Annotated in this window: 11 protein-coding genes; 9 read left to right on the top strand and 2 right to left on the bottom strand. The window is 59.0% G+C overall.

Going from position 1 to position 12,002, the window contains the following annotated elements:
* The first annotated feature begins 106 nt into the window (after nt 1–106).
* The 5 genes from FB555_RS10140 to FB555_RS10160 all read left to right on the top strand — a co-directional run bounded on the left by FB555_RS10140 (nt 107) and on the right by FB555_RS10160 (nt 6,394).
* A complete protein-coding gene (locus FB555_RS10140; RefSeq protein ID WP_182485366.1) occupies nt 107–1,039 on the top strand; it encodes a cation diffusion facilitator family transporter in 933 nt (310 codons plus the stop codon).
* Nucleotides 1,040–1,142: 103 nt separating this feature from the next.
* A complete protein-coding gene (gene guaB / locus FB555_RS10145; protein WP_182485367.1) occupies nt 1,143–2,645 on the top strand; it encodes an IMP dehydrogenase in 1,503 nt (500 codons plus the stop codon).
* A gap of 16 nt (nt 2,646–2,661) precedes the next feature.
* The gene (locus tag FB555_RS10150) at nt 2,662–3,828 is read left to right on the top strand and encodes a GuaB3 family IMP dehydrogenase-related protein (protein WP_343046459.1); all 1,167 of its coding nucleotides are present in this window, start codon (nt 2,662–2,664) and stop codon (nt 3,826–3,828) included.
* Between the two features lie 89 nt (nt 3,829–3,917).
* Nucleotides 3,918–5,582, top strand: coding sequence for a glycerol-3-phosphate dehydrogenase/oxidase (locus tag FB555_RS10155; RefSeq protein ID WP_182485406.1), 1,665 nt, complete (start codon nt 3,918–3,920; stop codon nt 5,580–5,582).
* Entirely contained in the window at nt 5,579–6,394 is an 816-nt protein-coding gene (locus FB555_RS10160) for an SURF1 family cytochrome oxidase biogenesis protein (protein WP_182485369.1), read from the top strand. The genes FB555_RS10155 and FB555_RS10160 overlap by 4 nt, the downstream gene beginning before the upstream one ends.
* Here the strand turns inward: FB555_RS10160 and FB555_RS10165 are convergent.
* Both FB555_RS10165 and FB555_RS10170 read right to left on the bottom strand, forming a co-directional pair.
* Nucleotides 6,355–7,359, bottom strand: coding sequence for a phenylacetaldoxime dehydratase family protein (locus tag FB555_RS10165; protein WP_182485370.1), 1,005 nt, complete (start codon nt 7,357–7,359; stop codon nt 6,355–6,357). The two genes, FB555_RS10160 and FB555_RS10165, sit on opposite strands and share 40 nt — an antisense overlap.
* A gap of 64 nt (nt 7,360–7,423) precedes the next feature.
* Entirely contained in the window at nt 7,424–8,434 is a 1,011-nt protein-coding gene (locus tag FB555_RS10170) for a carbon-nitrogen hydrolase family protein (RefSeq protein ID WP_182485371.1), read from the bottom strand.
* Nucleotides 8,435–8,588: 154 nt separating this feature from the next.
* Here FB555_RS10170 and FB555_RS10175 point away from each other — a divergent pair, with 154 nt between their 5' ends.
* The 4 genes from FB555_RS10175 to FB555_RS10190 all read left to right on the top strand — a co-directional run bounded on the left by FB555_RS10175 (nt 8,589) and on the right by FB555_RS10190 (nt 11,919).
* Nucleotides 8,589–9,518, top strand: coding sequence for a helix-turn-helix domain-containing protein (locus tag FB555_RS10175; RefSeq protein WP_182485372.1), 930 nt, complete (start codon nt 8,589–8,591; stop codon nt 9,516–9,518).
* Nucleotides 9,519–9,527: 9 nt separating this feature from the next.
* Nucleotides 9,528–9,971 (top strand): DUF3817 domain-containing protein, encoded by a 444-nt coding sequence (locus tag FB555_RS10180; protein ID WP_182485373.1) that lies wholly within the window; start codon nt 9,528–9,530, stop codon nt 9,969–9,971.
* Nucleotides 9,968–11,527, top strand: a complete 1,560-nt coding sequence (gene guaA / locus FB555_RS10185; protein WP_182485374.1) for a glutamine-hydrolyzing GMP synthase — start codon at nt 9,968–9,970, stop codon at nt 11,525–11,527. The genes FB555_RS10180 and guaA overlap by 4 nt, the downstream gene beginning before the upstream one ends.
* Nucleotides 11,528–11,628: 101 nt before the next feature.
* Nucleotides 11,629–11,919, top strand: coding sequence for a DUF4190 domain-containing protein (locus tag FB555_RS10190; RefSeq protein ID WP_246323718.1), 291 nt, complete (start codon nt 11,629–11,631; stop codon nt 11,917–11,919).
* Nucleotides 11,920–12,002: the final 83 nt, after the last annotated feature.

A 12,002-nucleotide genomic window follows, 5' to 3' on the forward strand; every position in this document is an offset into this window, starting at 1 on the left:
GAAACGCACACCGCTACTTGGCTTAAGATTGAAATACCACAGATAGGTGCAATCCCGGTTTTTTCCAGAAAATAATTTTTCGTGACACACCCTCACAAAGGTAAAAATGGTCCAGCCAGGTCAGAGCCATGGTGGACACACCCACGGATCGAGTTCCACAGGAACCACGCGCTTGGCGATTGCCCTTGCCATTACCGTCGTTATTTTGGTTGTCGAAATCATCGGGGCTTTCATCACCGGGAGTCTGGCGCTTCTGGTTGACGCCGCACACATGCTCACGGATGCCGGTGGGCTGACGCTGGCTCTTTTCGCCGCGAACGTGGTCAATCGACCCGCGACATCTCGGCGCACGTGGGGTTACGGGCGAGCTGAGGTGCTCGCCGCGACGGCGCAGGCTACTCTCCTGCTCGCTGTTGGGGTATTTGTCATGGTTGAGGGCGTCCAACGTCTTATCGATCCGCCACCGATTGCCTCCGGGGAACTTCTGATTTTTGGTGTCATCGGGCTCGCCGCAAACGTTGCGTCAATTTTGGTGCTGTTTGGCAGCCGTAGCGCCAATTTCAATCTTCGTGCAGCGTTTCTTGAGGTCGTCAACGATGCGTTTGGGTCTGTTGCTGTCATCATTGCAGCAATCATCATTGCCACCACAGGGTGGACGCGTGCCGACGCTGTTGTGGCCATGTTGATTGGAGCACTTATCCTTCCTCGGGCCTTCTTGCTCTTGAAAGAAACGATTGCCGTTTTGCTGGAATCGACGCCCAAGGATCTCGACCTCGATCTGGTTCGTTCGCATCTGGTGGGACTCCCGCACGTGCAATCCGTTCACGATGTGCACGCGACGCAGATTTCTTCTGGGTTGTGCGTCTTGACCGCGCACGTGGTGGTTGATGATGAGTGTTTCTCCGATGGTCATGCCCCGGTAATGCTTCGAGAGCTCCAACAGTGCGTTGCGGAACACTTCGCCGTAAGCGTTGAACACTCGACATTTCAGCTGGAGCCTGCTTCGCATGCCCGGGGGGAGCGTCACACGCACGACTGAGCCGTCAGCGTGGCTTAAGATTGAATGTGACTGTGATGGCCCGAAATGACGGGGCGATGTGCGGTAATAATTTTTTCGCGCGACAACCTCACAAAGGGGAAAAATGGATCAGCCAGATCCCTTCGGCTTCATCGGACTGACCTACGACGACGTTCTCCTTTTGCCGGGGCACACGGATGTGATTCCGAGTGAGGCCGACACCTCGAGCCGCTTCACGCGCCGCATTAGCGTCTCGAAGCCTCTCATCTCCAGCGCCATGGACACGGTAACCGAGGCCCGCATGGCGATTGCTATTGCGCGCCAAGGCGGGATGGGCATCCTGCATCGTAATCTTTCCATCGAGGATCAGGCTGACCAGGTCGACAAGGTCAAGCGCAGCGAATCTGGCATGATCACAAACCCAGTGACCACGTCTCCTGATGCCACGGTTGCCGAGGTAGATGCCGTATGTGGCCAGTTCCGCGTCAGCGGCGTTCCGGTCATCGACGCGGAGGGCATTTTGCTCGGAATTATCACGAACCGCGACATGCGTTTCTTGAGCGACTCCGAGAAGCGAACACTGCTGGTTCGGGACGTCATGACGGTCATGCCGCTGATCACCGCGCCCGTTGGGGTCTCCCGTGAGGATGCCATTGCGCTCCTTGCGGTCAACAAAATCGAGAAGCTTCCCATCGTTGATGAGAGCGGCAAGCTCACGGGTCTCATCACGACCAAGGACTTTGACAAGAGCGATAAATACCCCAACGCCACTAAAGATGACGCTGGGCGCCTCCGGGTCGGTGCGGCCATTGGCTTTTTCGGCGATGCGTGGGATCGAGCATCCGAATTGCGTGATGCTGGTGTTGATGTGCTTGTAGTCGACACTGCCAACGGTGATAGTGCCGGGGTGCTCGACATCATCCGTCGTATCAAAGCCGATGCAACGTTTGATCACATAGACGTCATCGGTGGCAACATCGCCACCCGCGCGGGGGCTCAGGCCCTCATTGATGCCGGCGCGGATGCCATCAAGGTGGGAGTGGGCCCCGGCTCAATCTGCACGACTCGTGTCGTTGCCGGGGTGGGAGTTCCTCAGATCACAGCGATCTATGAAGCGTCCAAGGCCGCTGGCCCCGCCGGTGTTCCCCTTATCGCCGATGGGGGTCTCCAGTTCTCTGGTGATATTGCGAAGGCACTGGTTGCAGGAGCCGACACCGTCATGCTCGGCTCGCTCTTCGCGGGTTGCGATGAAAGCCCGGGGGATCTTGTCTTCGACGGCGGCAAGCAGTTCAAGGCCTACCGCGGCATGGGGTCCCTGGGTGCTTTGCAGACCCGTGGCGAGCGCACCTCCTACTCGAAAGACCGCTACTTTCAGTCGGATGTTCCGAGCGACGACATGCTGATTGCTGAGGGCATCGAGGGCCGCGTTGCGTACCGCGGGCCTTTGTCGGCCGTGGCACATCAACTTGTGGGCGGCCTCCGTCAGTCCATGTTCTACGTCGGGGCACGTTCGATCGCCGAGCTAAAGGCGAATGGAAAGTTCGTTCGCATTACGCCCGCAGGCCTCAAAGAATCGCACCCCCACGACATCCAGATGGTCGTCGAAGCCCCTAACTACCGCCGCTAGAGCGAGGGAAAATACTGTGACTGAACTTGAGATTGGTCGGGCCAAGCGTGCCCGCCGCGCTTTTGCCTTCGACGACATTGCCGTCGTTCCCAGCCGCCGCACGCGCGACCCCCGAGATGTCTCGGTCGGGTGGGGAATCGACGCCTTTCAATTCGAGATTCCCATCATGGCGGCTCCGATGGACTCCGTTGTTTCGCCCGAGACGGCGATTGCCATGGGCAAGCTCGGCGGTGTTGGCGTGCTCAACCTGGAGGGACTGTGGACGCGCTACGAAAACCCGATTCCCGTTCTTTCGGAAATACGATCCCTGCCGGCCAATCGTGCCACGCGTCGCATGCAAGAAATCTATGCTGAGCCGGTCAAGGCAGAACTGATCACGGCGCGCCTGGCCGAGATCCGTGCCGCGGGCGTCACTGTTGCCGCAGCACTTTCCCCCCAGCGCACCCAGGAGTTCTACGAGACCGTTGTCAAGGCTGGCGTAGACCTCTTTGTTATTCGCGGCATGACCGTTTCGGCCGAGCACGTTTCCAAAGAAACAGAATCATTGAACCTGAAGAAGTTCATCTACGAACTTGATGTACCGGTTATCGTTGGGGGCGCTGCTACCTACACGGCGGCCTTGCACCTCATGCGCACGGGCGCTGCGGGGGTGCTCGTCGGTTTTGGTGGCGGTGCTGCCTCGACCACGCGGGCAACCCTCGGCATCCACGCGCCGATGGCAACGGCGGTTGCTGATGTTGCCGGAGCTCGCCGTGACTACATGGATGAGTCCGGTGGTCGCTATGTTCACGTTATCGCCGATGGGGGCCTCGGCACCTCGGGCGACATCGTCAAGGCGATCGCCTGTGGAGCCGACGCCGTCATGCTGGGTTCAGCCCTTGCTCGGGCAACGGACGCCCCCGGCGGCGGTTGGCACTGGGGTCATGAAGCGCACCACGGTGAACTGCCCAGGGGCAGTCGCGTGCAGGTTGGCCAGGTCGCGCCGCTCGAAGAGATTCTCTTTGGACCCGCGGTGGTCTCCGATGGCACCGCCAACCTTGTGGGAGCCTTGCGTCGCTCTATGGCCACCACGGGTTATTCAGACCTCAAAGAATTCCAACGAATTGAGGTCGTCATTGCTCCCTATGGAAGTGCTGCGAGTTCCCCCGCTGAGACTCCGAGCGCGGTAACGACAACATTGTGACTCCCGTCACCGCGCCCCAAACCCCACTCGCTTCCCGCGGAGATTTTTCGCGACTGAACGCGGCGACGCGGGCGCTGGCGCTGGCCTCCATGCGGTCTCGGGTGCTCGATGTGCTCGTGATTGGCGGGGGCATCGTCGGCGCGGGATCAGCATTGGATGCCGTGACCCGAGGGCTGGACGTGGGCATTCTAGAAGCTCAAGATTGGGCGAGCGGAACGTCGAGCCGATCATCCAAGCTCGTGCACGGTGGCATCCGTTATCTGGAACAGCTCGATTTTCCGCTCGTACAAGAAGCGCTCACAGAGCGCGGCCTTCTTCTCCAAAGCATCGCCCCGCACCTCGTTCGCCCGATTCGATTTCTCTATCCCCTTCACCACCGTTTGTGGGAGCGGGTCTATATTGGCGCGGGAATGATGCTCTATGACCTCCTTTCCTATACCGGAGGCCGGACTCCGGGAGTTCCCCACCACCGTCACCTTTCGAAACGACAGGTGGCGCTCGCCGCCCCCAGCCTTCGCTCCTCGAACATCATTGGCGGCTTGTCGTACTACGACGGCCAGGTTGATGACGCTCGCTATGTTGTGACGCTCGTGCGCACCGCGGCATCGTTCGGGGCGCATGCCGCCAACCGCGTTCGGGTCGAGGGATTTCTGACAGAAGGCGAGCGCATCGTCGGGGTGAAGGCCCATGATCTTCTGACCGACGAACACTTCGAGATTCGCGCAAAATCTGTCATCAACTCCACCGGGGTATGGACAGGGGAAACTCAGGCCATGGTGGCCGACGGAGGTCGCTTGCGAGTGCGGGCATCCAAGGGCGTGCACATTCTGATTCCACGGGCCAAGTTTCAATCAATTATGGGATTGCTCCTGCGCACCGAGAAGAGTGTGCTGTTCGTCATTCCGTGGGGCAAACACTGGATCATCGGCACCACCGACACGGACTGGCATCTCGATAAGGTGCATCCCTCCGCGACCGCGGCCGACATTGACTACCTCTTGGAACACGTCAATACCGTGATGGAAACCCCCCTGACGCGCGACGACATCGAGGGCGTGTATGTGGGGCTTCGGCCACTCCTAGCGGGGGAATCTGACGAAACCTCGAAGCTTTCGCGCGAACATGTTGTCGCGAATCCGGCACCAGGACTCACTCTGATTGCCGGGGGTAAGTGGACGACGTACCGGGTCATGGCTCAGGATGCGGTCGATGCCGCTGTTGACGGTCTCGATGGGCTGATCCCGCCGAGCATCACCGATCGGGTTCCCCTGCTGGGGGCATGCGGATATGTGGCGGAGTTCAGCCGGCGTGAGCGAACGGCAGCCGAAACTGGTTTGTCTGTCGCCCTGGTCACCCACCTCCTCCATCGGTACGGATCGATGGCACCGGATGTGCTTGCTCTCATCGCCGAGAATGCATCGTTGGCAACACTTGTACCCGGCACAACTGACTATGTTCAGGCCGAAGTGATCTACGCGGCCACCCATGAGGGTGCTCTGCACATTGAGGATGTGTTGGATCGACGAACGCGTCTCGCCATTGAAACTTCAGATCGCGGGGCCGCCGCCGCGCCCGTGGTCGCCAAGCTTTTAGCGCCGGTCCTCGGCTGGAATGCTACTCGCGCGAAAGCAGAGGTCGCCAACTACCTCGCCTGGGTAGAAGCAGAACTTGCCAGTCAACGTCAAGACGACGACGTGGCGGCGAATGCCCTCAGCGTTGCCGTCCCACCGATTGGCTTGGCAACGACCTTATGATTCGAATTGCCCGGCAACCTAAGTGGATTTTGCTCCTCCTTTTCGCCCTCGCGCTGGCAGCAGTGTTTGCCTGGTTGGGTAAGTGGCAGGTGGAGCGCGCGGTGCTCGACTCGCAAGCGGCTTCGTCCCTCACCGAAATCGCGAAACCGCTGATCGAGCTCGCCAAGCCGGGTGGCCCGATTCCGATTACGGCCGGGGGGCATCTCACGACGGTCAGCGGTGCGTTTGATCCCGAGGGCTTTGTCGTCCTCACCGGCCGTCTGAATCAAGGCAAGGCTGGGTATTGGCTTGTAGGCCGTCTTTTGGTGTCAAACTCTGGTGATAACGGTGATAACGGTGACGCGGTGGCGGCTCGCGGTCCCGCATCCGTATCGTTGCCGGTTGCTTTGGGGTGGGCTCCAACCCAGGATGCGCTGAATGCCGCTCTGGCGCCAGAGAAGGCGGCCGCTGTCGCCGGTTCCGGATCCACCATCTTGATCAGTGGTCGCCTGATGCCGACCGAGGCGCCGACGGTTCCCAAACCGACGGGCAACCCTTTCGAGGAGTCAACGCTGTCGGTCGCCTCGTTGGTTAACGTCTGGCCGAACTACTCGGGCACGTCTTTTGGTGCCTATCTCATTGATGATCAGGGGCCCGACGGCTTGACGACCATTGATTCGGCGCCGCCAGAGAATTCCGCCACCTTGAACTGGCTGAACATCTTCTATGCCATTGAATGGGTGGTCTTCGCGGGCTTCGCCGTGTATTTCTGGTACCGCCTCGTGCGGGATGCCTACGAGCGCGAGGAAGAAGAAAAGACACTTTCTCTGTAGGGCAACATTCCCGTGGCCTCATGGCAATTCAGATACTCAAAGTATTGCGCCGGGGCTTCCGTCACAAGGACTTCGTGCCACAGTCGGAGTTTGATGGCCCCCTTGAGCTCTTGGGCCATCTCAATAAACCGATTAAAAATCTTGAGATGACTCGGATGTGATTCGGACCACACCTCCAAATGGCGTAGCGAGACAAAGTGGGCGACCGCGAATTTTCTCTCGAGAGTGTCACCAGAGTGGGTTGTCTCGGTCATGTGGCGGCAGGAATAGCATCCGCTTTCAACGGGGTTGTCGCGAAGATAGAGCATTCCCTCCACGACGGAGGGAACGAGTTCTCTGTCATAGATTTCTTTCTCCCTCCCTATGAGACCCTCGTAGTGCTCTCCGGAGCGAATTGTCGCCAGATTTGCCTTTCCCGATATCAAAACCCTGCCGTGACGCTCCTGCGTTGAGGTACTTCGCGCGGCACTGGCGCTCGATGAGGAAAGCAAGGCATCATTGCCGGAGGCGCGAATTCGATCGCGCATGGAACCCCAGTAGTTATGTTCTTGAATGGGACTGCTCATTGGCACAGTGCCGCCATTTGCGCCGGCGCACATAGCAGCATCTGAATAGAGTGTCTCAAGCCTCTCGGCGGGCGTCTGCAGGACTTCTCGAAAATAGCCGGAGGTCTGCGTCAGCCTAGCGGGCGACTCCCAGAACGATTGGTGTTTTGGCCCTGACGACCAGTCGCTAAATCTCTGGGCGTCGCCGCGCCAATAACCGATGGAAATCCACGTGTAGAACCCGGCGGAATCGACGAACTCGGCATATTCCCGGTAATCCGGCCCAGAACTCAGCGCAGAAGTCGCGTTAATCCACTCACGGAATTCTGCTACCCCGATGGAGTCTTTTCCCTCCATGGTTTGGACGCCGTAATAGGCAAAAGTTACAGGGCCATCAATTTTTGCCGAAAAACCGGGCACCGGCGGAACCCAGTCCGGCCATGGCAAACGCGCGGGAATTGTTCGTCGAGGTCGGCTTCCCTCTTCACGCAGCACCGTCGTCCTCCGTGGCGTCGAGGTCAGGAAAGACAATCTCCGTGCCGAAGAGCCCATCGCCAATGACAACGCGTTGAGGCGTGTTGTTGAACAGGAGCTGGGTGACGTCGGGGCGGCTGTAGTGGCCAGAAGGGTCGGCCGCGTTTTTGGCAAAGTCAATCATGCTGAGGTCTACGTCCGCCGTGACGAAACCTTCGACGTTGGGGTCTAGCGCAGTCGAGAGCACGGCGGAGTCGGGCCCAAAAATAGTGGCGTATCCGCCGCCGCCGGTGTAAATCGGGGGGATCGAGCCATCGGCAAGGGCGAAAGTTTTGACACCCTCATCACTCATGATCTGGGTTGAGGCGAGAACGAAGCAACCGCCTTCGATGGCATACGTTCGCGATGCCCCCAGATTGGTCTCATGGCTCAAGCTCGGAACCATATCCAGGATGCCAAAGCACGGCCATCCGGAAATATGAATCTGCTCGTTCTGGGCGTACATTGCAAACTTCGTGAGCGGTTGAAGATGTTCCCAGCAATTCAAGGCACCAACGCGGCCGAGTTCCGTGGCCACGACTGTGAGGTCGGACCCGTCTCCCTCGCCGAAAAGAGTGCGTTCGACGTGAGTGGGCTTGAGCTTGCGTCGGTGAAGCAAAATCTGGCCTTCGCGACCAATCATGGTCTGTGCCATGTACAGGGTGCCGTGGGCTTTCTCGCTGAAACCGATGACGACGTTGATGTGGTTGTCACGGGCGGCCTCTCGGATGGCGCGCATGTGAGGACCGTTTACGGTGAGCGAGTTGGCATGATAGCGACCGACGAAGGGCATCTGCTCAGGCGCGGGAAGGGTCCAGAGAAAAGCCGGGTATCCAGGGATCCAGGTCTCAGGGAAAGCAATGAGGTCAACACCGGCTACCGCCGCATCCTTGATGATCGCCAGGGTTTTCTCGACGGTTCCATCGACGTCGAGCCAGACCGGCTCAGCTTGCACAGCAGCGAGACGAATTGTTTTACCCATAGAGTCCTCCAGCGTGATTGGGTCACCGCGTCGGTGATAGTTCGAAGCTAGACGCGAGGATGTTTTTATCATCGGCATTTTGTGCAATCCTGTGGCACGCCTGAGGGGGATTGCCCATAATAAGAGCAAGGTCAAACGTCGGAAGGAGCGTGGCATGGTGCTCTTTGCGGCGGCGACCGCGGATGAGTGGCAGGACTTCGCCAGTGAGAGTTTCGTGCCGCTGGTCTGCCAATCTTTTGATTCTCATTTCTCCGGTTTCATCGACCATGAGCAGTTGAGTCGCCACATTGCCATTTCGGAGGTCTCCTCAGAGGCGTGCGTTGTGGATCGGACTCCGCGGCTCGCGGCGATGGCAGATTCTGATGACGTGCATATCTCCATCCAGTTCGGATCGCGTGGTGCCATTCGCCAGAACGGCCGTGCGGTCGCTGTGGCTCCGGGATCCGTCACCATGTACGAGACGCATCATCCCTATCGCCTCGACTACTCCGCGCCGGGGCAGCGGCAAATTGTGATTCAGGCCAATAGGCGCTCTCTCGACCTCTCTGATCGGCAGTTGGCCGACATTGCAGCCAGCACTTTCGCCCCCGCTAACGCGTCGAAGGCCAGTTTCATGACGTACGCCCGGAGTTTGCTCCTGGCCCCTCGTTCGGGAGACGCCGTTAACGTTAACGGTCGAGCCGAAGTCCTCTCGGAGCTGGCTTCCGTGATGATGAGGTCTGTGTGGGGCCAACGAGATGTCGTCCCCACGGGGCCCGCAGCATTACTCATCACCCTGGAGACGTACATTCGTGAAAACATGACGTCGCCGGATTTGTCGCCTGAAAGTGTGGCCGCCCGGTATTTCATTTCGCGGAGAAAGCTTTATGACCTTTTTGACCGGGCGCGGACGACCCCGGCTGATTTCATCCGCCGGGAACGTGTTGAGAGAGCCGCGGGACTTCTTCAGACACGATCCGAGACGACATCCATTTCGGATATCGCATTCGGAACAGGGTTCACCGACACGACAACGTTCTCGCGGGTCTTTCGTCGTTACTTTGGGTGTACTCCGCATGAATGGTCGGCCGATCACAACGCATAAACTAGGGGCATGAGCTTAGAGCCCCGCACCATCGATATCCCCCGCATCCCCAAGGTCCTCAAGCTCTATCAGGTCATGTCATTCGTGACCGGCTCTTTTCTCTTGTTGCTGGTGGCTGAGGTCATCACCAAGTGGGAGCTTGGCTATGAGCTGGAGATGGGTGGCGCCTACGGGTTCATCGCGTTGGTTGCCCGCGACAGTGTGCAGGCCATCAATCTCTCAACCATCATTCTGATCGTGCACGGGTGGCTTTATGTGCTCTACCTCATCGCCTGTTTCCGCCTCTGGTCGACCATGCGCTGGAACCTGCTCACCTTTGTGGTGCTGGCATCCGGTGGCATCATTCCCGTTTTGTCGTTCTTCTTGGAGAGCATCTTCACCAAGCGCGTTCGCGCCTATCTCGTCACGCGGGCCTCTTCCGATGCACGTGAAGTAGAAGGAGCGGCCGCATGAGCCAGCCCGTCCTCGTTGTAGATTTTGGTGCCCAGTACGCTCAACTGATTGCCCGTCGCGTGCGCGAAGCTGGGGTGTACTCCGAAATCGTGGCGCACTCCATTACGGCGGCTGAAGTTAAAGCCAAGAACCCGGTCGGCATTGTGCTCAGCGGTGGTCCCTCGAGCGTTTACGAGCCTGGTTCGCCCACGCTCGACCCGGCCATTCTCGAACTGGGCATTCCTGTCTTTGGTATTTGCTACGGATTTCAGGTCATGGCCCAGGCCCTCGGCGGCACGGTCGCCCAGACCGGTGGTCGTGAATATGGTGCTACTCCCATGCGCATCGCGTCCGGGCATCCGCTTGTGGCAGGCCAGCCCGATGACCAGACCGTGTGGATGAGTCACGGCGATCAGGTGTCGCAGGCCCCCGAGGGTTTCACCGTTGTCGCCAGCACCGAAGCCACTCCCGTCGCGGCGTTTGCGAACGATGAGCGTCAACTTTATGGCGTGCAATGGCACCCCGAGGTCAAGCACTCTGAGTTCGGTCAGCGCGTTCTGGAGAACTTCTTGCACGACTGCGCCAAGATCCCCGCGGACTGGAACAGCGAAAACGTCATCGAGACGCAGGTTGCTCTGATCCGCAAACAGATTGGCACCTCACGGGTCATCTGCGGTCTTTCCGGTGGCGTTGACTCGGCCGTGGCCGCAGCGCTCGTGCACAAGGCCGTTGGCGATCAACTCGTCTGCATCTTCGTTGACCACGGATTGTTGCGGCAGGATGAGCGCCGCCAGGTTGAAGAGGATTACGTGCGCATCACGGGCATCCGCTTGGTCACCGTAGATGTTCGGGAGCAGTTCTTGACGGCGCTCGCCGGCGTCAGCGATCCCGAAACGAAGCGCAAGATCATCGGCCGCGAGTTCATTCGAACCTTCGAGCAGGCCGAGCGCGATCTCGTCGCCGAGGCAGACGCCGATGGCCAGCCCATCAAATTCTTGGTGCAGGGAACCTTGTACCCCGACGTCGTGGAATCTGGTGGTGGCAGCGGTACCGCCAACATTAAGAGCCACCACAACGTTGGTGGTCTTCCTGATGACCTGCAGTTTGAGCTCGTTGAGCCCCTGCGAGCGCTGTTCAAGGACGAGGTTCGCGCCATCGGCCGCGAGCTGGGTCTTCCCCACGAAATCGTGGGCCGCCAGCCCTTCCCCGGCCCCGGCCTCGGAATCCGCATCGTGGGCGACATCACCCAGGAGCGCCTCGACCTTCTGCGGAAAGCCGATGCCATCGTGCGATTTGAACTCACGGCCGCTGGTCTTGACGACGAGATTTGGCAGTGCCCCGTTGTGTTGCTGGCGGATGTTCGCTCCGTCGGTGTCATGGGCGATGGGCGCACCTACGGTCACCCCATTGTTCTGCGCCCCGTATCCAGCGAAGACGCCATGACGGCGGACTGGACGCGCCTGCCCTACGACGTGCTGGCGAAGATCTCGAACCGCATCACGAACGAAGTTGCCGGAGTGAACCGTGTCGTGCTCGATGTCACGAGCAAGCCGCCCGGAACGATTGAGTGGGAATAGCTTTTCGACCCTCAACTAAAGGCAGTACTGTTCCGTAGCATTTCTATGCCAGTATTAGCTCGATGAGCGCTCATTCGAGTGCCCGCTTTTGGGGAGTAAAAATGACCACGTCCAACGTCGCACCAGTTACCAACGTCGCACCAAAAACTAACGTTCTTGCTATCGTTTCACTCGTTCTGTCCATTATTGGCTTCAACATTGTCGCCATCATCTTGGGCTTCGTCGCAATGAACCAGGTCAAGAAGACTGGCGAAAATGGTCGCGGGCTTGCTCTTGCCGCCGTCATCATCGGTTTCGCCGAAATCGTCATTGGCATCATCATTGTCATTGTCGTTGTTAGCGCAACCCAGGCCTGTGTCGCCAGTGGCGCCTGTGTCGTCACGAACGGCTAACGAGCTACAAAAAACTGGCCTACCCTGTGGGGTAGGCCAGTTTTGTCGTTAATGCCGCAACGAGCGGGCTAGCGCACCGCTTG

Source organism: Alpinimonas psychrophila, assembly GCF_014137865.1.
Classification (GTDB): domain Bacteria; phylum Actinomycetota; class Actinomycetes; order Actinomycetales; family Microbacteriaceae; genus Alpinimonas; species Alpinimonas psychrophila.

What these genes read in the sequence shown, in the direction of transcription:
- FB555_RS10170 (WP_182485371.1), bottom strand. Translation starts at nt 8,434, where the DNA reads ATGGGTAAAACAATTCGTCTCGCTGCTGTGCAAGCTGAGCCGGTCTGG.
- FB555_RS10155 (WP_182485406.1), top strand. Translation starts at nt 3,918, where the DNA reads ATGCGGTCTCGGGTGCTCGATGTGCTCGTGATTGGCGGGGGCATCGTC.
- FB555_RS10160 (WP_182485369.1), top strand. Translation starts at nt 5,579, where the DNA reads ATGATTCGAATTGCCCGGCAACCTAAGTGGATTTTGCTCCTCCTTTTC.
- FB555_RS10190 (WP_246323718.1), top strand. Translation starts at nt 11,629, where the DNA reads ATGACCACGTCCAACGTCGCACCAGTTACCAACGTCGCACCAAAAACT.
- FB555_RS10180 (WP_182485373.1), top strand. Translation starts at nt 9,528, where the DNA reads ATGAGCTTAGAGCCCCGCACCATCGATATCCCCCGCATCCCCAAGGTC.
- guaB (WP_182485367.1), top strand. Translation starts at nt 1,143, where the DNA reads ATGGATCAGCCAGATCCCTTCGGCTTCATCGGACTGACCTACGACGAC.
- FB555_RS10175 (WP_182485372.1), top strand. Translation starts at nt 8,589, where the DNA reads ATGGTGCTCTTTGCGGCGGCGACCGCGGATGAGTGGCAGGACTTCGCC.
- guaA (WP_182485374.1), top strand. Translation starts at nt 9,968, where the DNA reads ATGAGCCAGCCCGTCCTCGTTGTAGATTTTGGTGCCCAGTACGCTCAA.
- FB555_RS10140 (WP_182485366.1), top strand. Translation starts at nt 107, where the DNA reads ATGGTCCAGCCAGGTCAGAGCCATGGTGGACACACCCACGGATCGAGT.